General features: G+C 59.8%; 21 protein-coding genes. 14 read left to right on the forward strand and 7 right to left on the reverse strand.

Annotation, left to right across the window (positions count from 1 at the left end; genetic code table 11):
• Positions 1–37: 37 nt before the first annotated feature.
• Positions 38–1,231: an MGDG synthase family glycosyltransferase gene (locus ACFSW5_RS17830; RefSeq protein WP_379276183.1), complete on the reverse strand. Its 1,194-nt coding sequence runs from the start codon at positions 1,229–1,231 to the stop codon at positions 38–40.
• Between the two features lie 126 nt (positions 1,232–1,357).
• Here ACFSW5_RS17830 and ACFSW5_RS17835 point away from each other — a divergent pair, with 126 nt between their 5' ends.
• Complete coding sequence (locus ACFSW5_RS17835; RefSeq protein ID WP_379275920.1) at positions 1,358–2,335, forward strand: aldo/keto reductase; 978 nt, start codon at positions 1,358–1,360, stop codon at positions 2,333–2,335.
• A 60-nt stretch (positions 2,336–2,395) separates the two neighbouring features.
• On the opposite strand, the gene ilvA is transcribed toward ACFSW5_RS17835, so the two are convergent.
• Positions 2,396–3,679 carry a threonine ammonia-lyase IlvA gene (gene ilvA / locus ACFSW5_RS17840; protein WP_379275922.1) on the reverse strand — a complete coding sequence of 428 codons (1,284 nt, stop codon included), beginning with the start codon at positions 3,677–3,679 and terminating at the stop codon, positions 2,396–2,398.
• 199 nt (positions 3,680–3,878) lie between these two features.
• On the opposite strand from ilvA, the gene ACFSW5_RS17845 reads away from it, so the two are divergent.
• The 4 genes from ACFSW5_RS17845 to ACFSW5_RS17860 all read left to right on the forward strand — a co-directional run bounded on the left by ACFSW5_RS17845 (position 3,879) and on the right by ACFSW5_RS17860 (position 7,583).
• Positions 3,879–4,430, forward strand: coding sequence for a hypothetical protein (locus tag ACFSW5_RS17845; protein WP_379275924.1), 552 nt, complete (start codon positions 3,879–3,881; stop codon positions 4,428–4,430).
• 368 nt (positions 4,431–4,798) lie between these two features.
• Positions 4,799–5,650: a hypothetical protein gene (locus ACFSW5_RS17850; RefSeq protein WP_379275926.1), complete on the forward strand. Its 852-nt coding sequence runs from the start codon at positions 4,799–4,801 to the stop codon at positions 5,648–5,650.
• 193 nt (positions 5,651–5,843) lie between these two features.
• Entirely contained in the window at positions 5,844–6,695 is an 852-nt protein-coding gene (locus ACFSW5_RS17855; RefSeq protein ID WP_379275928.1) for a helix-turn-helix domain-containing protein, read from the forward strand.
• Positions 6,696–6,911: 216 nt separating this feature from the next.
• Positions 6,912–7,583, forward strand: a complete 672-nt coding sequence (locus ACFSW5_RS17860) for an SOS response-associated peptidase (RefSeq protein ID WP_379275931.1) — start codon at positions 6,912–6,914, stop codon at positions 7,581–7,583.
• 97 nt (positions 7,584–7,680) lie between these two features.
• On the opposite strand, the gene ACFSW5_RS17865 is transcribed toward ACFSW5_RS17860, so the two are convergent.
• Positions 7,681–8,157, reverse strand: coding sequence for a glutathione peroxidase (locus tag ACFSW5_RS17865; RefSeq protein WP_379275933.1), 477 nt, complete (start codon positions 8,155–8,157; stop codon positions 7,681–7,683).
• A gap of 279 nt (positions 8,158–8,436) precedes the next feature.
• Between ACFSW5_RS17865 and ACFSW5_RS17870 the strand changes: the two genes are divergently transcribed.
• The gene (locus ACFSW5_RS17870) at positions 8,437–9,237 is read left to right on the forward strand and encodes a polysaccharide deacetylase family protein (RefSeq protein ID WP_379275935.1); all 801 of its coding nucleotides are present in this window, start codon (positions 8,437–8,439) and stop codon (positions 9,235–9,237) included.
• A 95-nt stretch (positions 9,238–9,332) separates the two neighbouring features.
• Here the strand turns inward: ACFSW5_RS17870 and ACFSW5_RS17875 are convergent, their stop codons facing one another.
• Positions 9,333–10,334 (reverse strand): electron transfer flavoprotein subunit alpha/FixB family protein, encoded by a 1,002-nt coding sequence (locus tag ACFSW5_RS17875; protein ID WP_379275938.1) that lies wholly within the window; start codon positions 10,332–10,334, stop codon positions 9,333–9,335.
• Positions 10,335–10,472: 138 nt separating this feature from the next.
• Positions 10,473–11,354 carry an electron transfer flavoprotein subunit beta/FixA family protein gene (locus ACFSW5_RS17880; RefSeq protein WP_379275940.1) on the reverse strand — a complete coding sequence of 294 codons (882 nt, stop codon included), beginning with the start codon at positions 11,352–11,354 and terminating at the stop codon, positions 10,473–10,475.
• Positions 11,355–11,886: 532 nt separating this feature from the next.
• On the opposite strand from ACFSW5_RS17880, the gene ACFSW5_RS17885 reads away from it, so the two are divergent.
• The 8 genes from ACFSW5_RS17885 (at position 11,887) to map (ending at position 23,555) form a co-directional block, all read left to right on the forward strand.
• Positions 11,887–14,193 carry a (Fe-S)-binding protein gene (locus tag ACFSW5_RS17885; protein WP_379276185.1) on the forward strand — a complete coding sequence of 769 codons (2,307 nt, stop codon included), beginning with the start codon at positions 11,887–11,889 and terminating at the stop codon, positions 14,191–14,193.
• Entirely contained in the window at positions 14,177–16,609 is a 2,433-nt protein-coding gene (locus tag ACFSW5_RS17890; RefSeq protein ID WP_379275942.1) for a 3-hydroxyacyl-CoA dehydrogenase/enoyl-CoA hydratase family protein, read from the forward strand. The genes ACFSW5_RS17885 and ACFSW5_RS17890 overlap by 17 nt, the downstream gene beginning before the upstream one ends.
• Positions 16,610–17,086: 477 nt before the next feature.
• Positions 17,087–18,298, forward strand: coding sequence for an acetyl-CoA C-acyltransferase (locus tag ACFSW5_RS17895; RefSeq protein ID WP_379275945.1), 1,212 nt, complete (start codon positions 17,087–17,089; stop codon positions 18,296–18,298).
• Positions 18,299–18,318: 20 nt separating this feature from the next.
• Positions 18,319–20,088: an acyl-CoA dehydrogenase family protein gene (locus ACFSW5_RS17900; protein WP_379275947.1), complete on the forward strand. Its 1,770-nt coding sequence runs from the start codon at positions 18,319–18,321 to the stop codon at positions 20,086–20,088.
• Between the two features lie 15 nt (positions 20,089–20,103).
• The gene (locus ACFSW5_RS17905; RefSeq protein ID WP_379275949.1) at positions 20,104–21,882 is read left to right on the forward strand and encodes a long-chain-fatty-acid--CoA ligase; all 1,779 of its coding nucleotides are present in this window, start codon (positions 20,104–20,106) and stop codon (positions 21,880–21,882) included.
• Between the two features lie 214 nt (positions 21,883–22,096).
• Positions 22,097–22,306 carry a hypothetical protein gene (locus tag ACFSW5_RS17910; RefSeq protein ID WP_379275951.1) on the forward strand — a complete coding sequence of 70 codons (210 nt, stop codon included), beginning with the start codon at positions 22,097–22,099 and terminating at the stop codon, positions 22,304–22,306.
• Positions 22,307–22,490: 184 nt separating this feature from the next.
• On the forward strand, positions 22,491–22,679 hold the full coding sequence (locus ACFSW5_RS17915) for a hypothetical protein (RefSeq protein ID WP_379275953.1): 189 nt from the start codon (positions 22,491–22,493) through the stop codon (positions 22,677–22,679).
• Positions 22,680–22,808: 129 nt separating this feature from the next.
• Positions 22,809–23,555 carry a type I methionyl aminopeptidase gene (gene map / locus ACFSW5_RS17920; protein WP_379276188.1) on the forward strand — a complete coding sequence of 249 codons (747 nt, stop codon included), beginning with the start codon at positions 22,809–22,811 and terminating at the stop codon, positions 23,553–23,555.
• A gap of 174 nt (positions 23,556–23,729) precedes the next feature.
• On the opposite strand, the gene ACFSW5_RS17925 is transcribed toward map, so the two are convergent.
• Together ACFSW5_RS17925 and ACFSW5_RS17930 are read right to left on the reverse strand one after the other, a co-directional pair.
• Entirely contained in the window at positions 23,730–23,966 is a 237-nt protein-coding gene (locus tag ACFSW5_RS17925) for a hypothetical protein (RefSeq protein WP_379275955.1), read from the reverse strand.
• 131 nt (positions 23,967–24,097) lie between these two features.
• On the reverse strand, positions 24,098–25,321 hold the full coding sequence (locus tag ACFSW5_RS17930; RefSeq protein ID WP_379275957.1) for an MFS transporter: 1,224 nt from the start codon (positions 25,319–25,321) through the stop codon (positions 24,098–24,100).
• Positions 25,322–25,421: the final 100 nt, after the last annotated feature.

Below are 25,421 nucleotides of genomic sequence, written 5' to 3' on the forward strand. Positions count from 1 at the left end.
ATCGCCCGCGGCGAAACGTAAAGACGAACATAAAAAGCTACTCGGTCAGCAGCCGGCCGCGGCCGCCGACGGCCTGAACATGTTCCTGGGCCAGGCTGAACCGCGCCAATATATCGTCCGCGATCGCATCGGCAGCGCCGGCCGTCTGGAGGAGCCGCAAGGCGGAACGCGACTGTTCCAGCCGTTCCGGAGAGGCCAGCAGCCTTGTAATGGCGCTGACAAGCTGGCCGGGGCGGCTCGCAATGACGGCCGCTCCTCTTTCCGCCAAATAAACGGCGTTGCGAAGCTCCTGGCCGGGGGCCGGGCGGTACGTGAAGATCGGAAGATTCGCCGCGATCGCCTCCGAGAGCGTAATGCCGCCCGGCTTCGTTACGATGCACGATGCGAGCGACATTAGCTCGTGAATCGGCTCCACGTACCCGAAGACGCGGATCCGCGAAGCTTCGGGGTGCCCGGCGAAGCGCAAGGCCGCCGCTTTCCGCAGCGATTCGTTGCGCCCGCATACGAGGGCGACTTGCAAGGCGCCGGAGCGGGCCAGCAGCCGTTCGCCGAGCTCGAGCACCGCAGGCGTAACGCCGTCGGCGCCGGCCATGAGCAGCACGGCGGGGAGCGCCGGAGAAAGGCCGTAACGCTTGTATAGCTCGGCCGTCGCCGCCCGCGGTTTGAAGCTTTGCTTCAGCGGGATGCCCGTCGCGGCAACCCGGCTGCCGGAAATGCCGAGCGACACGAGCTCCGTTTTCAGATCTTCGGTTGCGACGTAATACCGGTCGATACGCGGATGGACCCATCGTTGGTGCAAATCGAAATCGGTAATAATGGCAAAGGAAGGGATATGCCGAGCGGCTTGCTTGCTCGCCGGCGGCAAGGCGTATGAAGGAAACGTATAAATAATGGCGTCGGGCTGCTCCTGCCGCACGATGCCGTTCATGGTGCCGCGCCCGAAGGCGTGCAGGAAGGACCCGAGCATCGAGTCGTGCTTCATCGGACGCGTAAATCCGTACATCCAGCCGTACAGCGACGGAAGCTTCGTATAGCTGCTCCGATAGAACCGCCGGGCCATGCCGTGAATCAGCGGATGGGATTTCGCCATCAGGTCCAGCACGGCGGTCTGAACATGGCCCCGCTTCTCCAGCGCGCTTTGGATCGCGCGCGCGGCCTGAAGGTGGCCGTCCCCGTAAGACGCGTATAAAATAAGCAGTTTGATCGCTTTCGGATTGTCGTGCCGCATCATTTTCACCTCGACTTCACTATACCGTCTGATGATCAACTGAGCGTTAACGATTTGTGCCTGCGATTAAAGTTTTTGTATAATTGTGTTAAGCAAAGCATCCAAAAATCGGAAAAGGGTGAGATCGAGATGGAATATGCCCGTCTTGGCCAATCGGGCCTTAGAGTGAGCAGGCTGTGTCTGGGAACGATGAATTTCGGCGTGGATACGGACGAGCGCGAAGCGTTCCGCATCATGGACGCCGCAACGGAAGCCGGCATTAATTTCTTCGATACGGCAGATGTGTACGGCTGGGGAGAAAATTCGGGCCGCACCGAAGAAATTATCGGCCGCTGGTTCAAGCGCGGCGGCGGACGAAGGGAGAAGACCGTCCTCGCTACCAAAGTATACGGCGATACGCATGATCCTTATGACGGTCCGAACCGCGAGCCGGGCTTGTCCGCGTATAAAATCCGACGCCACCTGGAAGCGTCCTTGAAGCGGCTGCAGACCGACCATATCGAGCTCTACCAGATGCACCATATCGATCGCCGCGTCAGCTGGCACGAGCTGTGGGGCGCCTTCGAAACCGCGATCGCGCAAGGCAAAATCGGTTATGTCGGATCCAGCAACTTCGCAGGCTGGGATATGGCCGTCGCGCAAGGCGAAGCGAGGGCGAGAAGGATGATCGGCCTTGTGTCCGAGCAGCATAAATACAATCTGATGTGCCGGCTTCCGGAGCTGGAAGTGCTTCCCGCCGCACAGGCGCTTGGCATCGGGATTATTCCGTGGAGCCCGCTGAACGGCGGCTTATTGTCCGGCAACCATCGCCGGGGCGGCGCCGGCCGGCGCAGCAACGACGAGAAGCGGCTCGAAGCGCACAAGAAGCAGCTTGAAGCCTTCGCGGAGCTGTGCGACGAGATCGGCGAGCCGGAGGACTTGGTCGCGCTTGCTTGGCTGCTGGCCAATCCGGCCGTGACGGCGCCGATTATCGGCGTGCGGACGCAGGAGCAATTCGAGCGCTCGCTTCGGGCGCTGGAGCTGAAGCTGGACGATGAAGTGCTGAAGCGGCTTGACGACATATTCCCGGGACCCGGCGGAGACGCGCCTCGCGCGTACGCCTGGTAATCCATTCAACATCAAGCCATATGACAATGTCCGCCGCGGAGAAGCGGCGGACATTGCCGTTTAAATGAGCAGGTTGAACAGGATCGGGTCTTTGTTCAGCTCATGGAACAGAAGGCCTTTTTTGTTCATCCGCTCGAGCAAAGGCTCGTAATCTTCCCGCTGCTTCAGTTCGATGCCTACCAGCGCGGGGCCGTTGTCTTTATTGTGCTTTTTTGTGTATTCAAACCGCGTAATATCGTCGGTCGGCCCGAGCACGTCGTCCAGAAACTCCCGCAAAGCGCCGGCGCGCTGAGGGAAGTTAACCATAAAATAATGCTTCAATCCTTCATATATTAGCGATCTTTCTTTAATTTCCTGCATCCGGTCAAAATCGTTGTTTCCGCCGCTAATGAGGCAGACGACCGTCTTGCCTTTGATTTCCTCCTTATAGGCGTCCAAGGCGGCGATCGGAAGCGCTCCGGCCGGCTCGGCGACGATCGCGTTTTCGTTGTACAGGCTAATAATCGTCGTGCACACTTTCCCTTCGGGAATGGAGACGACCTCGTCGACCAGATCGCGGCATATCGCGAACGTCAAGTCGCCGATCCGTTTGACGGCGGCGCCGTCCACGAATTTCTCGATCTGCTCCAGCGTCACGACCTGCCCGGCCTCGAGCGAAGCTTTAAGCGAAGCGGCGCCTTCCGGCTCGACCGCAACGATTTTGGTGGCCGGGGAGACAGCTTTAATGTACGCGGCCACGCCTGCGGCAAGACCGCCGCCGCCTACCGTCACGAACAGATAGTCCGGCGCGGCGTCCGCCGCTTCGATAATTTCCTGGCCGATCGTGCCGTTGCCGGCAATGATTTTCGGATCGTCGAACGGATGGATGAACGCCATGCCGCTCCGCCCGCTTTCGGCGACCGCTTCGGCATAAGCGTCGTCGAACGTATCGCCGGTCAGCACGATTTCCACCTGATCTCCGCCGAAGAAGGCCACTTGGCTGACCTTTTGGCGGGGCGTCGTGCTTGGCATGTAGATTTTGCCCGGTATGCCGAGCGCGTGGCACGAATAAGCGACGCCTTGCGCGTGGTTGCCGGCGCTGGCGCAGATGACGCCTTTGGCAAGCGTCTCCGGCGCAAGCGACCGTATCGAGTGGTAGGCGCCGCGGATTTTGAACGAGCGCACGACTTGCAGGTCCTCGCGCTTGAGCAGCACGTTGCACTCGTACCGTTCGGACAAGACGCGGTTGTGCTGAAGCGGCGTGCGCGTGACGATTTCTTTCAGGTGAAGCTGGGCGTGGACGATATCTTCAAGCCCGATGCGGGCATAAGGTGTTTGCGTATCGCTTTCGGTATAAGATTCCATAAATAAACTCATCCTCTCAATACTCTAATCCGGGTCATGATTCGACAATTCCTAATGGATGATGTCATTATAGCATTAACGGACGGAAAATGGTCATAAGGCCTACGGGCGGGCATGAACTTTATGCATAAATGCGAATAAATCGGCTCGCTGAATGTTCAAGTTTCGCCAATGCGTCGGCAGAAAGGGGGAGGTCACCATGAGCAGAACCGTCCGGCGGCTCGTTGCCGCCTTCGCGGTTGCGTTGGTGCTTGCGGGAGGCGCCGCGTTATGGCTCAAAAGCTACGTGGCGCCCAGGGAAGCGTTGGACCTGTCGTACGAAGGCATCGACGTGAAGCGGAAGCTGCTGGATATGGCGGCGCGGCTTGAACCGATGCTTATATTAACGGAAGAGGACGTCAACAATTTGATCAAAATGGAACTAAGCAAGCAAGGCGATGCAGCCGATTCACGCATCCGCATCGACGGAGCCCGTTTCGAGCTGCAGGAAGGCAAGCTTACGGCGCACTTGAACGTGACGTACCGGAACGCTTTGCCGATCGGAGCCGTAGCCGTGTTCCGGCTCTCCTGGGAGCCCCCGAACATCGTGCTCGCGCCCGAGTCGGTGAAGGTCAGAGATATCCGGCTTCCGGCCGGTCTGGCCGACACCCGGATCATCGAGCTGCCCTCCGAAGGCATTGTCCGGATCAAGGATGTGGATTTTGACCGCGATCGGATCAAAATCGGCTTTGCCATACCGAATATATTCTAATATCGGGAAAGCAGACGAACGGCTGTGCGTTCGTCTGCTTTTTTTGTGCAGAGGCTGATCTGCGTGCCTTGTCTTTGCATTTGGAGCATGCATTGCATGCAGACAGGCCTCCTGCAGGCATTTATACGTCATGTTCATACAAAGCCCGACATACACATAATCAAGCGAGTTTTCTATACTTGCACTCTTGCAAACAGGCAAAGGCGTTCGAACGGAGATGGATGGAAGGTTGACTCGAAGGTTGACATGCCGGATGAACAGGACTATGATGGTTAATAGTGATAATCATTATCAATCAGTTGTTTCGTGAATGAACGGTACAGGCGAATGCTTGCATCCGAATGACAGGTAAAGGGGTTGAGCCTACGATGACAAACGGACCGTTCGGCCGATCATCGAATACTTCCCGTTCCGGGCATCGCGCCGGAGACGGATGGAAGCCTTGGAACTGGATGCTGTTCCCGTTTTCTTCGGTTAAGGCGGATACTGAAAGCGTATATGCGGCTTCGGTCGGGTACGGCGTTTATGAAATCGATGCTTCCGGTACGTGGAATAAAATGGATAAGGGACTGGCCGATCAAACGTCGGTTAACCATCTTCAGTTGAGCAACGGCATTTTGTCGGCTTGCACAAGCGAAGGGTTATATCAATATGCGGAGGACAAGTGGGTTCACGAAGGCCTTTCGATTCCTTGCTATCAATACCGCGTGCTCGGCAAAGCGGAATATGCGGCGACGGAATACGGATTATGGTGCCGGATCGGACGGAAGTGGGAGCAAATGGCGCTTCCCGACAAGCGCGTATTCGATTTTATGAATTTGCCGCAATTTATCGTTGCGGGCCATTCGGACGGCCTTTCCTTATATGACCGCTATATGGACGACTGGGCGGATTACGAGCTGGGCCGTGCGGTGACGAGCCTGGCCGTGTTCAGGGGGCGCGTCGTCGGCACGACGGACAAGGGAGAGCTGCTTCTCGGAGACACGAGGGGACGGTTCGATCAGGTCCGCTTTGGCAAAACGTTTATTTTCAGCGTCGCTTCGTTTGGACGCAACGTATTTGCTTGCACGGATAAAGGCTTGTTCCGGCTGGCCAACCTGCGGAACCAGACGACGCTGCTGCCGGTGAAGCTGGGCATCCCGGTGACGGAAGTCGATTTTCTGAACGGCAATCTGTATATGGCCACGCTGTTCCAAGGCATTCACGCGATGGAGTGGTAAGAAAGACTTGTATCGAAGTCTGTTGAAGATGCGGGACGGGATTTCCATTTGAAAGGTTGTTTTTATCCCCGCTTGGCGGGTGAAGCTTCCACCGGGGAAGGCGTGGACAAATCGGCATAATTCCTGTAAAACTATAGGGTGATCGCTTACTTACGGATCGCATTGCACCAGCGCACACAGGGAGAGATGAGGTTTGTCGGAGGAATTGTTGTTAACCTTTCGTTCGCCGCCGCTGCCGTTTTTTATCGAATCGAACCGGCAGACGTACCGGCCCGGCGGCGAGCATCCGAACCGGAACAATCTGGGCGTGTTCGACATGCTGTTCGTGAACGAAGGGGAATTGCATATCGGCGAGAACGGCCGGGAATGGACGCTGACGGCGGGGGATATGCTCATCCTGCGCCCCGACTGCTGGCATTATTCGGTCCGTCCTTGCGAATCGGTCACCGTTTTCGATTGGGTTCATTTTCAGACGGTAGGCGCTTGGGAGGAGACGGAGGGCCGGCATGTCGGTTCGCTTCGCGGCGACTATTATACGTATGCCATCCGGCTTCCCAAAAAAATGAACCTGTCCTATCTGGACGAAGCGAAGCAGCTGTTCGCCAGTCTGCACGAGGCGGCCCGCAGCTCGAAGCAGAGCGCGTTCTGGGACCGGCAGCAGGCATTCCTGCATCTGCTGCAAATGCTGGACGACGGCTGGCGGTCCGATGCCGCCCATGCGGCCGTATCGGTTGCGGACCGGGCGGCGGCGTATTTGAAGATGAATTACAAAACCCCGGTTACGAACAAAATGCTCAGCGATGCGCTGCAGCTTCATATTAACTACATTACGAGATGCATGACCGAAGTATTCGACTGCACGCCGCAGCAGTACTTGCTGTATTACCGGCTGGATCAGGCCAAATTGCTGCTGCTCAAAACCGATTGGCCGATCGCCCAGGTGGCCGAGGAAACGGGCTTTCGCCAGACGCCGCATTTCTCGCGGCTGTTTGCGGCCCAAACCGGCATGCCGCCGCTCAAATACCGCAAGCGTTTCACGAAATAAACGAAACGGCGCTTTCCCCGAATTGGGGAAAGCGCCGTTTTATATTTGTTTGGCGCTCTTTTTGGTCAGTATCCCTTCAGCTCAGGCCAGGACCGGGCTCATTTGGAGGGGTTGGGGAAGGTAATCCCCATGCATAACAAACCTTTCATTATGCAAATACTGGATGTAGCAGGCGGCAGTCCGAGGCTGCGTACACCATTTTGGAGGGTTCAGCATATGATCGACAAGTTTTCGATTACGGCGGATATAGCCGATTGGGTCGAAGCCTTTCGGGTTCAAAAAATTATCCGCTGCTATACGAAGCGGTTCAACGTTTCGCCGACGCAGAACGTATCCATCGTAATGAACGACCGCTGGGAGCAACGGTCGATCAACGAAGCGAGATGGGGACTGTTTCCGTTCTGGGCCAAAGATTCGGTTAACGCGGACGTGGACACCTTCCACCGCAAGCCTTATTTTGAGCGGATGCTCCGCAAGCAGCGCTGCGTCGTCCCTTGCACCGGATTTTACGGCTGGCGCGTCTTCGGCAAGGAGAAAGCGCCCCGCGCCATGCACGTCGTTGCGCCGGGCCGTCCGCTTCTGGCGGTGCCGGGCTTCTACGACGTATTCAAAAACGCGCAAGGTCAAGAAATACGCGCCTTTACGATGATTACGGCGGCTTCCTCCGGCCCGATCTCGACCTGGCTGCCGCGGCTGCCCGTCGTATTGGACGAGGAAGGCGTGGAGGAATGGCTGGATCCGGCCGTCCACGACGTCCGTCCGCTGCGCAAGCATCTGGAGCCGCTCGAATTTCACCAGCTGCGGGCTTATCCGGTCACCAACAATATCGGAGACGAAAGCTACGATTCGCCGGATTGCATCCGGGAAATCGTGCCCGGTTTCGCATAAGCGGCCCCCAAAAAAACGGCTTCGCCTTTCCGGATTGAGGAGAGCGAAGCCGTATTATTATAAAATTCCGAAGCAATTAGACATGAGGACCGGGCGGTTACAGCAGCTTTTCAATGTCGGCTTCGATTTTCTCCGGGGTGTCGGCGGGGGCGTAGCGCTTGACGACCCGGCCGTTGCGGTCGACCAGAAACTTCGTGAAATTCCATTTGATTTGCTTCGTCCCGAGCAGTCCGGGAGCTTCGTTCGCCAGATGCTTGAACAGCGGGTGAGCGCTCGCGCCGTTGACGTCGATTTTGGCGAAAAGAGGGAATGACACCCCGTGGTTCAGCTCGCACACTTCCGCGATTTCGCGGTTGTCCTCCAGCTCCTGATTCATAAACTGTCCGCTCGGAAACCCGAGCACGGCGAGTCCCCGTTCCGCATATTTTTCGTGCAGCTGCTGCAATCCTTTGAATTGAGGGGCGAAGCCGCATTTCGTGGCGGTATTGACGATGAGCATCACGTCTCCCTTATAAGGAGCCAGAGTCTGCTTCTCTCCGCGTATCGTTTCCACCTCGTATTCGTAAATTCCCATTACGATTAACCTCCTTAAATGTTAACCGGGTTTATGTTATCGGGAGTTTCCCATCCCGGCCGCCAAATATATTTTATTAAATTATATTTTATACAATTTAAATAATGCCGTCAATTCCGCCGCGAGACCGTTCGTCAAAAAAGTCCAATTGAAGGAAAGGATTAATTGCGGTATGTATGAATAGGAAGCGGGCTTACATGCTCGTCCGGCCGCGTAAAAGCCGCAGAACGAATCGGCCGGAAAACGACGAACAAGCATCGGGAAGGGAGAGATCGGGCAATGCCGCGGGTAACGGTATGCTTTCCGGGAGGCAAACATAAAGCGCTGACGATGAGTTACGACGACGGGCGGGGCGCGGACCGAAGGCTGGTCGACATTTTCAACCGGCATGGCATTAAAGGCACGTTCCATATCAATTCGGGGCTGCTTGGCCAAGGCGACAGAATCGCGGAGGACGAAGTCCGGCAGCTGTATGCCGGCCACGAAATATCGGCCCACACGGCGACGCACCCGACGATCGCGAGATCGCCGCGGGAGCAGCTTGTGGAGGAAATTATCGAGGACCGCAAGCGGCTGGAATCGATTGCCGGCTATACGGTTCGGGGCATGTCTTATCCGAACGGTTCCTACAGCCGGGACATTAAAGCGATGCTGCCTTGGCTGGGCATCGAGTATGCGAGGACGGTCGTGAGCACGGGGCATTACGGCATGCCCGACGACTGGCTGGAGTGGAATCCGACCTGCCATCATAAACGCGACTTGATGCAGCACGCCGAAACGTTCGCAGGCCTGCACAAGTCGCAGTATTTGTATTTGCTTTACGTGTGGGGGCACAGCTACGAGTTCGACAACGACGGCAATTGGCCGCTGATCGAGGAGTTCTGCGCTTATATCGGCGGCCGGGACGATATCTGGTACGCCACGAACATCGAAATCGCCGATTACATGAACGCGTTTAAGCGTCTGCAATTCGCGGCGTCGTCGGCGTTCGTCTACAATCCTTCGGCCGCTTCGGTATGGCTGAACGTGGACGGAAGCGCCGTTGAAGTGAAAGGCGGCTGCCAGATCGGCTTAAGCTAGCGAAGAGGGGGCTTGGCCTTAAGGCTACCCCGGAAAAAAAGCAAGGTCCGCGGCAAGGCGTACGCCTTCCGCGGACCTTGCTTCAGTATCCCGCATTAACCGGAGCGGGCGGACAGCAATCGGTCGAACTCGGCCGTCAGAAGCGGCACGATTTCGAACAAATCGCCGACGATGCCGTAGTCCGCGACGTCAAAAATCGGCGCGTCGGGGTCTTTGTTGACGGCGACGATGATGCGGGAGCCGCTCATGCCGGCCAGATGCTGAATCGCGCCGCTGATTCCGCACGCGATATAAAGCTGGGGGGTGACGGTTTTGCCGGTCTGGCCGATTTGCAGGGCGTAATCGCAATAGCCCGCGTCGCACGCGGCACGGGAGGCGCCGACCGCTCCGCCGAGCAATTCGGCCAGCTTGCGCAGCGGCTCGAACCCTTCGGCGCTCCGCACGCCGCGCCCTCCGGAAACGACGATGTCGGCTTCGGAGAGATCGATCTGTCCGCCGCTGCGGCGCACGACGCTGCGCACGGCGGTGTATAGCTTCGGCACGGCAAAAGAAAGCTCGGCGGCCGTCCCGCTGCGCTCCCCTTCGTCAAGGACGGGAGCCGCTTCCATATTGTTCGGGCGGATCGTTACGATACGCATTCCGCCGGGAAGAAAGGATCTTTTTTCATACGCTTTGCCGGCATACAGAGGCTTTGTAAACGAAGCGCCTCCGTCTGCCGCGACCTCGATCGCCGTGACATCCGCGACATGGCCCGCATCGTACGCGGCGGCAAGCCGCGGGGCCAGCTCGCGTCCGGCCGCCGTATGGCCAAGCAGCACGGTATCCGGCTGCACTTTGTCGACGGCGGCGCGGATAACGGCCAAATAAACCTCCGGCGCATAAACGCCGAGTATCGGGTCGGAGGCGACATGGACCGTGCCGGCGCCTCTCGCCAGAAGGGCTTCCGTTTCGCTTAAGGCGTCTCCCGGGCGAATGAGAAGGGCATGCACCTCGCCGTCCTCCCCCGCAAGCCTCCTTGCCGCTCCCAATGCCTCGAACGCCACGCGCCGGAGCTTCCCCTCTTTGCACTCGGCATAGACCAGCACTTTTTCAGGCATAAGGTTATCAACTCCTAAAAAGTTTTGCGCTTGAATGAACTTCCTGCATCCGCTTCGTTTTGTGAAAGCGGTGGTTTCGCCGGCCGCAAAACAAAACTTGCATCGTAAGCATCGGCTTCTTCTCGTTTCTATATCGGGCTACCGGGTTGGCTCCGACGCCCCGATCACCCCGTCCTGCCGAAGCAAGCCGGCGAGCGCAGCGGCCTGTTCGCCGGGCGACCCGGTTAATCGTCTGCCGGCGGAGCGGGGCGGAGGCGGAAACAAGGCGGTCCGTTCCGTTCGCGCTTGCGGGAAGCCGGCGGCCGCGTCGAAAATATCGTCGACCCGGATCCGGTTAAGCGGCTTGCGTTTCGCTTTCATAATGCCGGGCAGCGACGGGTAGCGCGGCTCGTTTAATCCTTGCTGCGCCGTGATGAGCGCCGGCAGCGGAACGGCGACCGACTCGACGTCGCCTTCGGCGTCGCGTTCGACAAGCGCGTATCGGCCGGCGTGTGCGGTCAAGGCGCTTGGCGCGCCGTCCGCTTCTGCGGCGACGGCTTGATGAGGCAGCTCCTGCAGACGGGGATCCCCGGCCGGAACGATGTCGACTTTGACGGCGGCGGAAGCGTGTGCGATGCCGAGACGCTCGGCCACCTGCAGCGCCACGCTGCCGGCTCCGCTGTCGACGGCGAACAATCCGGCCAGCACCAGATCGGGCTTCATCGGACGGATGACTTGCGCCAAAGCCGCGGCAATTACGGCGTTATCCTCCAAGAGTCCGTCCTGCTCGATGCGGTAAGCCTCGTCCGCGCCCAAAGCCAAGGCGGTCCGCAAAGCTTCCTCCGAACGGTCTTCGCCGTACGTTATGACGGCGATTTCCCCGCCGTGGGCCTCCCTCAGCAGCAGCGCTTCTTCGAGAGCGTATTCGTCATACGGATTGATGACGAATTTGACGTCGTCATCGGCGATCGCGCCGTCCCTCACGACGATTTTCTCCTCCGTATCAAACGTTTGCTTGAGCAGTACGACTATTTTGAGCATGCTGTTCACCCCGTTCCATAGTTCACATCTCGCGAAATAACTTCCACCGAAGCTCTTCGAGGATGAGCGGCCGGCTCGGCCGCAAGCTTCCGGCATCGGCGCCGCCGGCTGTGTAGCGTTTCCATCAATGCTACCTTATGAGGTTCCGGGAGCAATTAGACCGGCCCTGCGGCATAAGGCCAGGCGGTATGATCGCAGCCCGCGAGACATATATTTGTGCAGAGAAAGCCGAACACGAGAATGCGCTTTCTCCCCTTGCTCCGGGCGGGGCGAAGGTGCGCTCGCATTTTCCGATGGAGAGGAGGAAAGGGATCGAGCCGGCGCTCCGGCATTGCGGCGTGCGGCAGCTTGCCGCAAAGCGGCCGAAGCGGTTGCGGCGGAAGCGGAATCGACAGGGCGACAAAGGCTCATGGCCCCATAAGCATTGGAAGCGTCGAACGCCGGGGATGGCGGCGGCAAGGCGCTTGCAGCGGCGGCCGTTCGCACACATATGGAGGTGAGGGGTATGCTGCCTACGTTCAGGCTGATCGCCATGGCATCATGGAGCGAGGCCGGGCAGCTTCTCGTATGGGGGAGGTGGCTGCTTTTCGCAGCGGCGACAGCGGCGGCAGTCGCGATGTTTGCCGCAGTCGTGTTGCGAAGGGCGGGCTATATCCGGCTCGGCAGGCATTTCGACTGGTCGTGGCGGAGACCAAGGCGCAAGCACGAGCGGAAACGGAGGCACGGCCTGGCGGCCCAAATGTTCGGGCATCGAAAGCTGCTGAACGATTTCCGCAGCGGATTGATGCACTTGGTGTTTTTTTACGGCTTTATCGTGCTTCAGTTCGGCGCCGTCGACATCGTTTGGAAGAAATTGACCGGCAACCCGATTCCTTATCCGTACTACGGTTTGTTCGCATGGTCGCAGGAAATGACGGCCTCGCTTGTCCTGATCGCCATCTTGTACGCGGCTTACCGCCGGTACGGCGAACAGCTGGAGCGGCTCAAGAGAGGCTGGAAGCCTTCCTTGGTCGTCTGGTTTATCGGCTTGTTAATGCTTAGCGTTCTGCTCACCATGACGTTCGAGCGGCTCAGCCACGGCCCTTCGTCCGGCGCGCAGCCGGTGGCGGCGGCATACGCTCCCGTATCGGCGCCCGCCGCCGAGCTGCTGCTCCAGCTGGGGATGAAGGCCGGCGGAGCGCTAGCCGCCGTCTGCTACGAGCTGGCGTGGTGGCTGCATCTCGCCGTACTGCTCGCGTTCCTCGTGTACGTGCCGCAATCGAAGCATTTTCATCTCATCACGGCTCCCGTCAACCTGTGGTACCGCCGCAGCGAGCCGTTCGGCAAGCTCGCCCCCGTCGATCTGGAGGACGAGGAGGCGGAATCGTTCGGCGTAGGGAAGGTGGAGCATTTTACGCAGAAGCAGCTCCTCGACTTATACGCATGCGTGGAATGCGGACGCTGCACGAATGTATGCCCGGCGTCGGGAACCGGGAAGCTGCTGTCGCCGATGCACCTGATCGTGAAGCTGAGAGATCATCTGACGGAGAAAGGCGCGGCCGTCACGTCGGCGTCGCCTTGGCTACCGGCATCTTTATGGCGTAAGGAAAACTTTGCGGCAGCGCATCGGATGGTTACCGGCGAGGCGGATTGGACGGACGGCGGCAATCGGCATGCGGACGGCGGAGAAGGCGGCGAACCGACGTCGATCGCCTGGACGATGGCCGAGCAGGCCGCCGGTTGGACGAAAAGCGTAGGGGTGCGCGCGGAACAGCTGGAGCTGATCGGCGACGTCATCACCGAGGAGGAGCTGTGGGCGTGCACGACCTGCCGCAATTGCGAGGATCAATGTCCGGTCGGCAACGAGCACGTGGACAAAATCGTCGACATGCGGCGCTATCTCGTCCTGACGGAAGGGCGCTTGCCTTCGGAAGGGCAGCGGGCGCTGCAAAACATCGAACGGCAAGGCAATCCGTGGGGCCTTCCGCGCGCGGAACGGGCGGGCTGGATCGGCGATTGCGAGCAGCGGACGGGAATCCGGGTCCCTACGATGCAGGAGCTGAAGAAGAAGGGCATCCAGCCGGAGGTGCTGCTCTGGGCCGGATCGATGGGGGCTTACGATTTGCGGAGCCGCAAAGTGCTGTACGATGTCGTGCGGCTGCTCGACAAGGCCGGCGTCGCCTTCGGGACGCTTGGGGCCGAGGAGCGGAATTCCGGCGATACGGCGCGGCGCATCGGGAACGAGCTGCTTTTTCAGGAGCTGTGCAGGGAAAACATACGGACGATTCATAAATACGGTATCCGGCGGATCGTGACGATCTGCCCGCATACGTACAACGTGTTCAAAAACGAATATCCCGATTTCGGCTTGCCGCCCGAGGTGAAGGTCGAGCATCATACGGAGCTGCTCGCTTCGCTGCTGGAGCAAGGAAAGCTTACTCCGGTTTTTCCGCGCCGCGAGCGGGTGGCGTTCCACGATTCCTGCTATTTGGGGCGGTACAACGGGGAGTACGAAGCTCCGCGCGCGGTGGCGCGGGCGATTCCTGGCGTTCGGCTGGCCGAGCCGGAGCGATCCCGCGACAAGGGGATGTGCTGCGGAGCCGGAGGCGGCATGATGTGGATGGAGGAGCGGCAGGGCAAGCGGGTGAACGTCGCCAGGGTCGAGCAGGCGCTTGCGGTCCGGCCGACGGTCATCGGCTCGGCATGCCCTTATTGCTTGACGATGATGGAGGACGGGCTGAAGGCGAAGCAGGCGGGCGGGGTCGCCGCCCGGGATGTGGCGGAGCTGCTGGCCGCCAGCGTGTTCGGCGATGGCGACAACGCACCGGGAGAGGGGGATGCGCATGGCAAAATGGGTTAACGGGCCGTTTCGCCCGATTCGGCGCGCTGCCGTAATCGGGTCCGGCGTGATGGGGGCGGGAATTGCGGCCCATCTCGCGAATGCGGGCATGGAGGTGCTGCTGCTGGACGTCGCGCCGCAATCGCTGACGCCCGAGGAGGAGGCGCGCGGGCTGACGACGGCGGCGCCCCAGGTAAGAAACCGGCTGGCCGCGGCCGCCTTGGAGAGGATGAAGAAGGCGCAGCCTGCGCCGTTATACGAGCCGGCTTACGCGGAGCGGATTAAGCCGGGCAATCTGGACGATCATCTGCATTTGCTGGCGGAAGCGGAATGGATTGTGGAAGCGGTCGTCGAGCGGCTGGACGTCAAGCGGCAGGTGCTGGAACGAATCGAGGCCGTGCGGCGGCCGGGGACGCTTGTGACGACCAATACGTCGGGCTTGCCGGTAGCGGGGATGTCGGAAGGAAGAAGCGAAGAATTCCGCCGGCATTTTGCGGCGACCCATTTTTTTAACCCTCCGCGCTATATGAAGCTGGTCGAGGTCGTTCCGGTCGAAGGGGTGACGGCCGCTGCGGCTGTGGAACGGCTGCGCGCCGTGTGCGAGCGCCAGCTCGGCAAAGGGGTTGTGATTGCCAAGGATACGCCGAACTTCATCGCGAACCGGATCGGCACGTACGGCATGCTGGTGACGCTGGAGCAGCTGGAGCGGTTCGGGCTGACGGTCGAGGAAGCCGACGCGCTTACCGGTCCCGCGATGGGCAGGCCGAAGACCGCGACGTTCCGCATGCTGGACCTGGTCGGGCTGGATACGCTTCTCCATGTCGTGGACAATGTCCGGGAGAGAAGCGGGGACGAGAAGGAGCGCAAGCGGTTCGCAAGGCCCGCGATGCTGGAGCGGATGGTGGCGGACGGCAGGCTGGGCGAGAAGTCGGGCGGCGGGTTTTACCGCAAGGTGAGGAAGCCGGGCGGCGCAAGCGACATCGAAGCGCTGGATTTGCGGACATGGGCATACCGGCCGAGACAGTCGGTACGGTCCGCGTCCGTCGACGCGGCGAAGGCCGCGAAAGGAGCGGCGGCTAAAGTAAAAGCGCTGCTCGACGCCGACCCGAAGTCCGACCATGCCGCTTTCGCTTGGGAAACGTTAAAGCGAACGCTGCTTTACTCGGCTCGCCAGCTTGGCGTTATCGCGGATACGGTGTCCGACATCGATAAGGCGATGAAATGGGGCTTCGGCTGGGAGCTCGGCCCGTTTGAGCTGTGGGATGCGCTCGGTCTCGCTTCGTCCGTGGAACGGATGCGGAACGAAGGCGAGGACGTTCCGGAGTGGGTGCTCGATTGGCTGAAGTCCGGTCATACCTCCTTCTACAAATCGGAAAGCGGCGCGCGACTGTATGCAAGCGGCGGCGCTTACAAGCGGGAGGAAGCGGATGAGGACGACATCTCCCTGGCGGCGTTGAAGGAGGCGGGCAAAACCGTGTTCACGACCGGCGGAGCCAGCCTGATCGATATCGGGGACGACGTCGTGTGCCTTGAATTTCATTCGCAGAATAACGCGATCGGCGGGGACGTGCTCCAAGGCGTCCGGCGGGCTGCCGAGGAGGTCGGCCGCAACTGGCGGGGGCTTGTGATCGCGAACGAAGGGCGCAATTTCTGCGTCGGGGCCAATCTCATGCTGCTGTTGATGGAGGCGCAGGCGGGCGAATGGGACGAAGTGGAGGATATCATCCGCCTGTTCCAGAGCAGCATGGGCTTGCTCGGCAAGCTTGACCGTCCGGTCGTGGCGGCGCCCCACCGGATGACGCTGGGGGGAGGCGTCGAGGTCTGTTTGCCCGCGGACCGGATCATCCTGTCGCCGGAGACGTATTTCGGGCTGGTCGAAACCGGCGTGGGGCTCATCCCGGCCGGCGGCGGGACGAAGCAGGCGGCGCGGCTTGCCGCCGAGCGGGCGGAAGGCGGCGGACTCGGCGAGCTTCAAGCTCAGCTGAACTTGATGTTCGAGACGATCGCGATGGCCAAAACGTCCGGCAGCGGCTACGACGCGGGGCGGCTAGGTCTGCTCCGGCCGGGCGACAAGGCGATCATCCGGCAGGACGCCCGGATCGCCGAAGCGAAGCGGGCGGTGCTGGAGCTGGACCGCGAAGGCTACATCCCGCAGCCGGAGCGGCGCATCCGCGTCGCCGGGAAGGAAGGCAAGGCGGTGCTGCTGCTTGCGGTGGAGGCGATGCGCCTCGCCGGGCAAATCAGCCGGCACGACGCGCTGATCGCCGGCAAGCTGGCGCATGTGATCGCCGGCGGCGACGTGAAGCCGGGGCTTGAGGTGAGCGAGCAATATTTGCTCGATCTGGAACGCGAAGCGTTCCTCAGCCTGTGCGGCGAGCCGAAGACGCAGGCGCGGATGAGCCATATGCTCGCGACCGGCAAGCCGCTGCGCAACTAGCGCCCGCGCCGCGGGCATAATCGTGTGCGCCGTCGGTTGCTTCGGATAACCGAAGTCGGCAAGCGGACACGGTAGTCTTAAATGCAATAGTACATGTATTTCTTTCCGGAAGCGGCCCGCTTTCGAGTTTAACTGCAAATATACAGTTACGTTGAGCTAAATGGAGCGGGTCGGACCGATAGAGAAAAATTTTACTGCATTTTCGCCGGTAAAGTCGCAGCTCGGCGATTAAAGTGGATTTTTAACTGTATTTTTACAGTCATGCGCTGCCAACGGCGAGGCGGATATGCCGGTACACCAGTTATACGTCCCTGATGCTGCGGTTGATAGGCTAGAACGACGAGTTATGCAAAGGCCAGCGGCTGCCGCTTGCCGCTTGCGCGCTGCCCCGCCATGCGTGACGCAGCACGGTTAGACGCTTTGCACTTAAAAGCGATTGAAAGCGATATAAATACGACGCGAGAAGGAGGGCGGACTATGAGCGATTCACGATTCGGCCGCAACGACCGCGACGCGGTTATCGTTTCGGCCGCACGGACCGCGGTCGGCAAGGCGAAGAAAGGAAGTTTCGCGGAGACGCGCGCCGAGGATATGGGCCGGGCTGCGCTGCGGGCCGCATTGGACCGCGCCCCGGGGCTTCGCCCCGAGCAAATCGACGATGTTATCCTCGGCTGCGCCATGCCGGAAGGCGAGCAAGGACTTAACGTAGCGCGGATCATCTCGCTTTACGCCGGCCTGCCGGTGACGGTTCCGGCCGTCACCGTCAACCGCTTTTGCGCATCCGGGCTGCAGGCGATCGCCTATGCGGCCGACCGCATCCGGCTCGGCGGCGCCGATGCCGTCATCGCCGGCGGCGTCGAAAGCATGAGCCATGTGCCGATGAGCGGCTTCCGGCTTTCGCCGCATCCGGCAATCGTGGATGCGATGCCCGAAATTTACATGGGCGTGGGACATACGGCGGAGGAGGTGGCCCGGCGTTACGGGGTAACCCGCGAAATGCAGGACGCCTTTGCGGCGGAAAGCCACCGCAAGGCGGCGGCCGCTATCGCTGCCGGCCGCTTTGCGGAGGAGATCGTGCCCGTTCAAGTATCGCGGTCCGGGACGGACGACGCCGGGCGGCCGTGGCGGAACAGCTTCGAGTTTGCGATGGACGAAGGCGTGCGCCCGGAAACGACTGTGCAGACGCTCGCTCCGCTTAAGCCTTCGTTCGCTCGTGAAGGGACGGTCACGGCGGGCAATTCCTCGCAGATGAGCGACGGGGCGGCCGCGGTGGCGGTAACGAGCCGGAAGCTCGCAAGCGAGCTTGGGCTGCGCCCGATGGCGGCTTTTCGCGGCTTTGCCCTTGCCGGCGTAGAGCCGGAGGTGATGGGCATCGGCCCGATCAAGGCGATTCCGAGGGCGCTTAAGCAGGCGGGGCTGACACTCGCCGACGTCGACTTGTTCGAGCTGAACGAAGCTTTCGCCGCCCAATGCGTGCCGATTATCGACGAGCTTGGGCTCGATGCGGACAAAGTGAACGTCAACGGGGGCGCGATCGCCCTTGGGCATCCGCTTGGCTGCACCGGGGCGAAGCTGTCCGTGACGCTTATTCACGAGCTGAAGCGGAGAGGCGGAGGAATCGGCGTCGTCACGATGTGCGTAGGCGGAGGCATGGGAGCTGCCGGCGTGTTTGAAGTGTACGGCGACTGAACGGAAGGGAGGCCATAACGATGGGGAATAGAGTACGGTTCGGAGGCTGGTTCGTCGTGGAGGACAGCGCTCCGGAAACGGTGTTTGTCCCGGAGGATTTTACGGAAGAGCAGCGCATGATCGCCCAGGCGGCGGAGGATTTTTTGGAAGGGGAAATATTGCCGCACGATGAGCAGATCGAAAGCCTCGATTACGGCCTGACGGTCCGGCTGCTGCAAAAAGCGGGCGAGCTCGGCCTGCTCGGGGGCGACGTGCCCGAAGCGTACGGCGGACTGGGGCTCGAGAAAACGACGACGACGCTGTTGTCCGAGACGTTGTCCCGCGCCTCGTCGTTTGCGTTGTCGGTCGGCGCGCATACGGGCATCGGCACGCTGCCGATCGTGTTCTTCGGCTCGCCGGAGCAGAAGAAGCGGCATTTGCCCGATCTTGCGGCCGGCCGCCGGCTCGCCGCCTATTGCTTGACGGAGCCCGCGTCGGGCTCCGACGCGCTGAGCGCGCGGACGACGGCGAGGCTTTCGGACGACGGTGAGCACTATGTGCTGAACGGCTCCAAGCTGTACATTACGAACGCCGGCTTCGCCGACCTGTTTATCGTGTACGCGAAGGTCGACGGCGACAAATTCACCGCCTTTATCGTCGAGAAAGGAACCCCCGGCTTCACCGTCGGCCCGGAGGAGAAGAAGATGGGCATTAAAGGCTCGTCCACTTGCCCGCTTTATTTCGAGGACGCTCCGGTGCCGGTCTGCAACGTGCTCGGGGAAATCGGCAAAGGCCACCGCATCGCGTTCAACATTCTGAATATCGGCCGCTTCAAGCTGGGGGCGGGGTGTCTCGGCGCGGCGAAAGAAACGATCGCCTTAGCCGCTAAGTTCGCGAATACAAGAGAGCAGTTCGGGCGCAAAATTTCTTCGTTCCCGCTGATCGGCGCGAAGCTGGCGGACATGAACATCCGTACCTATGTGCTCGAAAGCATGGTCTACCGGACGGCGGGCTTGATCGACTCGCTGCTGGCGGAGGAGAAAATCGGCGAGGAAGCGCCGGATTCGGGCGAAAAAGCGGCCAGCGCCATCGGCGAATACGCGCTCGAGTGCTCGATCGTGAAGGTGTTCGCTTCCGAGACGCTTGATTTCGTGGCGGACGAAGGGGTGCAAATTCACGGCGGCGCCGGCTACATCCGCGAATACAAGGTGGAGCGCATTTACCGGGACGCGCGGATCAACCGGATTTTTGAAGGGACGAATGAAATCAACCGTCTGATCATTCCGGGCACGCTGCTCAAAAAAGCGTTTAAAGGCGAGCTTCCGCTGCTGGACAAAGCCGGGGCTTTGCAGGCCGAGCTGCTGCAGCCTATGCCGCTGCCGGCGTTCGAGGCGCCGCTTGAGCTCGAAAGCTACCGCCTTGCCCAAGCGAAAAAAGTATTTCTCGCCATCGGCGGGCTCGCGGTGCAGAAGCTGGGCGCCCGTCTCGAGGAGGAACAGGAAATCGTCGGCCTTCTTGCGGACACGATGATTCTGATCTACGCAATGGAAAGCGCGCTGCTGCGGACAAGGAAGCTTGGCGGGGCGGCCGCAAGCCTGGCTGCCGCGATGACCGAGGTGTTCCTTCAGGAAGGAATGGAGCGGATCGAGTCGCTTGCGAAAACCGCCGCCGCCGCGCTGGAACAAGGAGACGGGCTGCAGATGCAGCTGTCCGTACTGAAGAAGCTGCTGCGCGCGCCTTACGCAGACACGATAACGAAAAAGCGGGCCGTCGCCGCCCGCGTCATCCAAGCGGAACGTTACATCGTGTAGAGAGGGGCTGACCATATGGAGTTGAATCATCCTGAACAACCGGGGGGAGCGGCCGGCGGGTCCGTGTATGCCGGCCGTCCGTGGCTAGCCAGTTATCCCCAGGAGATTCCGGCTTCAATCGATTATCCGAACGAAAGCTTGCCCTCAATCCTAACCAAAGCGGCCGCGCAGTTCCCTCGGAACGAGGCGATCCATTTTTTCGGCCGCTCCGTCAGCTACCGCGAGCTGCATGCCCAGGCGGCGCGCCTCTCGAACGCTCTCCGCTCGCTCGGCGTCGCCAAGGGTGACCGCGTCGCCATCATGCTCCCCAATTGTCCGCAAGCCGTCGTTTCGTATTTCGCCGTCCTGATGCTCGGAGCGGTCGTCGTCCAGACGAATCCGCTGTATGTGGAACGGGAGCTGGAATACCAGCTCTCGGACAGCGGCGCGGTCGCAATCATTACCCTCGATCAATTTTATGCCCGTCTTGCGGCGGTTCGGGGAAACCCGCCGGAGCAAGGCCCGGTCCCCAAGCTCAAAATCGCCGTCGTCACGTCGATTAAAGACGGACTTCCTTTTCCGAAAAATTTGCTTTATCCGATCAAGCAGCGCAAGGAAGGCTTCCGCGGCGGCATTCCGTACGGGCGCAGCGGCGTCATCGCCTATGCCCGGCTGCTTGCGGGCCAAAACGCGGAGCCCCCGGAGACGGCTGTCGGCGCCGACGACTTGGCGCTGCTGCAATATACCGGAGGGACGACCGGGAAGCCGAAAGGCGTTATGCTGACGCACCGCAACCTCGTGGCCAATACGATGCAGACGGCGGCGTGGTGTTATAAGGCGGAGCAAGGCCGGGAGCGTTTCCTCGCGGCGCTGCCGCTGTTCCACGTGTTTGGCCTGACCGTGCTCATGAATATGGCGGTGCTGAAGGCGGGCACGCTTATTTTGCTTCCGAGATTCGAAACGGAGGCCGTTCTGGACACGATCCGGAGGCTTAGGCCCAGCATATTTCCGGGAGCGCCTACGATGTACATTGCGCTCATTCATCACGCCGGTGCTTCTTCGACCGACATGACGTCGATCAATGTCTGCATCAGCGGCTCGGCGTCGCTGCCGCTCGAGGTGCAGGAAAGGTTCGAGCAGCTGACGGGCGGGCGGCTTATCGAAGGCTACGGCTTGACCGAAGCTTCGCCCGTCACCCACTGCAACCCGATATGGAGCAAACGGAAAAACGGGACGATCGGCATTCCGCTTCCCGACACCGAGGCGAAAATCGTCGACAGCGCGACCGGGGAGGAGCTTCCGCCCGGCGAGATCGGCGAGCTTCTCGTGCGCGGCCCGCAGGTGATGAAGGGATATTGGAACCGTCCCGCCGAGACGGCGGACGCGCTCAAGGACGGCTGGCTGAAGACGGGCGATTTGGCCCGGATGGACGAAGAAGGTTATTTTGCCATCGTGGACCGGATTAAGGACGTCATTATTGCGGGCGGCTTCAACATCTATCCGCGCGAGGTGGAGGAAGTGCTCTACGAGCATCCGGGCGTGCGGGAGGCTGCGGTCATCGGCGTGAAGGACGACTACCGCGGCGAGACGGTCAAGGCGTACATCGTGCTGAAGGACGGGTGGCAAGTATCCCGCATCCAGCTCGACAAGTGGTGCAGGGAGCGGCTTGCGGCTTTTAAAGTGCCGCATTTGTACGAATTCCGGGAAACGCTTCCGAAGTCGCTGATCGGGAAGGTGCTGAAGCGGAAGCTGATCGAAGAGGAGGCGAAAAAAGCCCGGACGGATGCCGGCCCGGACCCGCAATCCGGGCGATGATGTAGGATGAACGGCCGGACCGGGAGCCTAGAGCCGGGAGAAGGGCTTCGGCCCGCAGGCTTGGTTGAACTGGGGCCCCTCTCTTGCTATAATCGTAATAATTGGAAAATATTTGCCTCCGTCCTGTAAACAGATTGTAACGAGCGAAGGTGAAACATTTATTATAAACGTTGCGTATTAATCCGATATAAGGACTATAGAAAGGAGGCGGATTATGGAAGCAAATTGGGTAACTGTCGTTGTCCTGCTTTTTGGCATTATGGTCGCTCTTTATGGCGTTTACGCCTATTTGCGCATGTTCGCCAAGCATAAAGACGGGCCGGACGCCGAAACTCCGCCTCCCATTCACCGCGCCGCTCCTGCAAGCGAGGATACACATACGGTCACGGAGAAGCAGCCGGACCGCAAAGGGCGGGGGAATTAATGTTCCATTCCGCCGCAGCCATTTCATTTGTCCTTTCACAGTGGTATAATAGTTAGAAAAGTAGAAAAATTAAGACATATGACGGCCATGGAGTTGTCTGCACCGAAGGGGGTTCATGCGGCATAGCCCGCGTTTTCTCGTACACTGTTTGGTACGACCATTCAACGTATAGGGAGGAGATTTCATGGCAAAGCATAGCCAGAATGAAGTCAAGGAAAGCCTGAAGGAACTCACGAGAATCTATCGGCCGAAGGACTCGCGCAAGTTCGTGCGGGACTACATCCGCAAATATCGGATTACCGGCGGGTACGAAGATGAGTTGACGATGCTGGTCGACAACGAAATGGATAGAATCAACTCCTCCGTCAGTTAACATGTCGAAGATAAGAGGTCTTGCGAGCCTGTGCAGGCAGGCGCAAGGCCTTTTTTTTCATGCCGTACGGTAATGAAGCTCTCCGTTTCCGAATAGGGTGGAAGGGAGAGGAGATGGATAACCGCTATGATCATCCAATTAAAAACGGCAGAAAATATTAAGGTCATTCGGAAAGCCGGAACGATCGTGGCCGATTGCCATAAGGCGATCGCCGGGCGAATCGCGCCCGGCGTTACGACGCTGGAAATCGACCGGTTCGTGGAGCGATTCTTGCGGGAGGCGGGCGCTTACCCGGCGCAAAAGGGCTACAAAGGTTATCCGTACGCGATATGCGCGTCGGTCAACGATGTCGTGTGCCACGGCTTTCCGGATTCGGTGCCGCTTGTCGAAGGCGATATCGTGACGATCGACATGGTTGCGGACGTGGACGGCTGGAAAGCCGACTCGGCCTGGACTTATGGGATCGGAAAATTGGACCGGCATTCCGAGCGGCTGCTTCGGGTTGCGCGGACGGCGCTTAACCGGGGGATTTCGGAAGCGTTTCCGGGCAAGCGGCTCGGGGACGTCGGCTGGGCGATCCAAAACTATGTCGAACGCTCCGGCTGCAGCGTGGTCGACAGCTTTACCGGGCATGGCATCGGCCGGTATATACACGAGCCGCCGCAAGTGCTTCATACGGGCCTGCCCGGGTTCGGGGAGCGGCTCGAGCCGGGTATGGTCATTACGATCGAACCGATCGTTTCGGAAGGGCGGCCGGAGGCGCATATCGAGCGGGACGGCTGGACGGCCCGCACGAACGACCGCAGCCGGGCGGCCCAGTTCGAGCATACCATTGCGATTACCGAGCAGGGACCGGTCATCTTGACGCGCCGATAACGGAAGAGCGTACATCGCTTGCAGAAGGCATCGGACCCGGCTTGGATGCAAACGCTTTACCATGACGGTTGATCAGCAGTCGTTCGACGCTTGGGTTAAACGTAAAGCCGGATTTCCTCGGTTGGAGGAGATCCGGCTTTTTGCACGCTGTATTCCTTCCCGCCGTACGGTAGTTCATCTTGCCTGCGAGGCCGGAGGGGTACAGCCGGGGAAAGGGTAAATGTCCCGTACCGATTGGAAAGGGTAACGCTTGGAAGCGAATTGGCTGTGGTATAAATATTGCATGATGACGACTTGCTCCTTTTCAACGTTGCATAATATGCCCGATACGCCCGTTCCGTCGGCCATGGACATGCCGACGGGCTTGCCGATTAACGTGAGCGCCTTGGAATGCCATACCGGCTTAGGCATGAACGATCACCTCCCGAATCATTGTATGCAGCAAAGTTTCGGACCGGCCTAGGCAAGGGAGCGGATTGCGGCAAGGGGAAGGATGGATGCCGTTGTCCGCCGCGCTTTTTCGGGTGATTGAGATCCTTTTTTTACCCCGATACCGAATGGGACCGCATAATGGTCGAGTCATTGGGCAGGAACAAGGCGAACAGCCCGAGCAGCGGCAAATAGGAGCACGCCTGAATAACCCGTTCCACGCCAAGCGAGTCGATCATGTCCCCCATGACGACGGAGCCGAGTCCGCCCAGTCCGAACGATATGCCGAAAAACAATCCAGATACCATGCCGACATGCCCGGGCAGCAGCTCCTGGGCGTAAACGAGAATCACCGAAAAGCCCGACATCAGAATAAGCCCGATTGCAAGGCACAGCAAGACGGCGCCCGTAGGGCCGGCATACGGCAGCAGGATCGAAAAAGGCGCCGTGCCGAGAATCGAAAACCAGATAATCTTTTGGCGGCCGAACCGGTCCGCGAGCGGTCCTCCCAAAAATGTGCCGACCATGCCGGCGAATTGAAGAGCGAACAAGCACATTTGGGCGTTTTTCAGCGGCAATCCGTATTTGTCCATGAAATAAAAAGAGTAGTAGCCGCTCATGCTAGCCAAATAAACAAATTTGGAAAACAGCATCAAAATCAATATGGACATCGCGTACGCGATAAACCGCTTGCTGAAGACGGTTGCCGCGGCGGCCGCGATTTTCGCTTTTTGCGCCGAGGCTAAGCTAAGCCGTTCGCGGTACCATCGGCCGATCCGCAGCTGCAGGGCAATGCCGACGGCAGCCAGCGGGATAAACCACAGAAAGCCGTATTGGCCTTGGGGACTAAGAAAATACGCGACAAGGAGCGGAGCGAGCGCTTGGCCGGCATTGCCCCCGACCTGAAAGACCGACTGCGCGAAGCCTTTGCCTTTGCCCGCCGCCAAATGCGCGACGCGCGAGGACTCCGGATGCAGCACGGAGGAGCCGACTCCGACAAGAGCCGCCGAAAGCAGCAAATAGGCAAACGACGGCGCAAAGGCGAAGCCCGCCATGCCGAGCAGGGAGAACAGCATGCCGAGCGGCAGCAGGCTTGGCAGCGGACGGCGGTCGGTGTAAGATCCAATTAGCGGCTGCAGCACGGAAGCGGTAAGATTAAGCGTAAAAGCAATCCAGCCGATCTGTGCGAAGCTTAAATTCAGGTTTTGCTGAAAAACGGGAAATACGGCGGGTACGACGGATTGCATCGCGTCGTTCAGCAAATGAACGGCGCTTGCTCCGAACAATATGCCGAAGGCAGGGCCGGCGGCAGCGGCGGAAACCGCTTGATGACGCATGGTTCAACATCCTTTCCGGGAAAAAGTTGTACCTATGCTACTATAAGGCGGCTATGGCCGTCTTTGCGAAAAGTGCTGCCAATCGAGCACGAATCGCAAT

The sequence above is a fragment of the Paenibacillus thailandensis genome (assembly GCF_042685365.1).
GTDB lineage: Bacteria > Bacillota > Bacilli > Paenibacillales > Paenibacillaceae > Paenibacillus_AP > Paenibacillus_AP thailandensis.